This is a genomic window from Paraplanobispora siamensis (assembly GCF_016863175.1).
In the GTDB taxonomy this organism is placed as follows: domain Bacteria; phylum Actinomycetota; class Actinomycetes; order Streptosporangiales; family Streptosporangiaceae; genus Planobispora; species Planobispora siamensis.
This window is the reverse complement of the sequence record NZ_BOOJ01000147.1, coordinates 1-918: the sequence shown is the minus strand read 5'-3', so window position 1 is coordinate 918 and position 918 is coordinate 1. Positions and strand designations below refer to the sequence as shown.

Sequence of the window (918 nt, the reverse complement as noted above, 5' to 3'; positions counted from 1 at the left end):
TTACATCGCGGCGCGGACCGAGCGGCTGATCCTGTCCACCGCGACCACGCTGATCACCACCAACGACCCGGTGAAGATCGCCGAGGACTACGCCATGCTGCAGCACCTGGCCGACGGCCGCATCGACCTGATGATGGGCCGCGGCAACACCGGCCCGGTCTACCCCTGGTTCGGCCAGGACATCCGCAACGGCATCGCCCTGGCCATCGAGAACTACGCCCTGCTGCACCAGCTGTGGCGCCAAGACGTCATCGACTGGCAGGGCCGCTTCCGCACCCCCCTGCAGGGCTTCACCGCCACCCCCCGCCCCCTGGACGGCATACCCCCCTTCGTCTGGCACGGCTCCATCCGCAGCCCCGAGATCGCCGAACAGGCCGCCTACTACGGCGACGGCTTCTTCGCCAACCACATCTTCTGGCCCAAAGAGCACACCCAGCAGATGGTCGCCCTGTACCGGCAGCGCTTTGAGCACTACGGCCACGGCACGGCCGAGCAGGCCATCGTCGGCCTGGGCGGACAGGTGTTCATCCGCGAAAACAGCCAAGACGCCATCCGGGAGTTCCGCCCCTACTTCGACAACGCCCCGGTCTACGGCCACGGCCCCGCCCTGGAGGACTTCATGGCCGAGACCCCGCTGACGGTGGGCAGCCCGCAGCAGGTCATCGACCGCACCCTGGGTTTTCGTGACTATGTGGGCGACTACCAGCGCCAGCTGTTTCTCATCGACCACGCCGGCCTGCCGCTGAAGAGCGTGCTGGAGCAGCTCGACCTCCTGGGCGAGGAGGTCGTGCCGGTGCTGCGCAAGGAGTTCGCCGCGCTCAAGCCCGCCCACGTCCCCGACGCGCCCACCCACGCCGCCCGGGTCGCCGCGGCGGGCGGCGCCAAGGACGCCACCGTGCACGCCCCCGCCGACGACGT

Annotated in this window: 1 protein-coding gene; it reads left to right on the top strand. The window is 69.4% G+C overall.

The genetic code is table 11. The annotated features are described in order from the left end of the window. Window positions 1–918 (top strand): CE1758 family FMN-dependent luciferase-like monooxygenase (locus Psi01_RS42950; protein ID WP_204069965.1); only part of this gene is annotated, 918 nt, incomplete at both ends.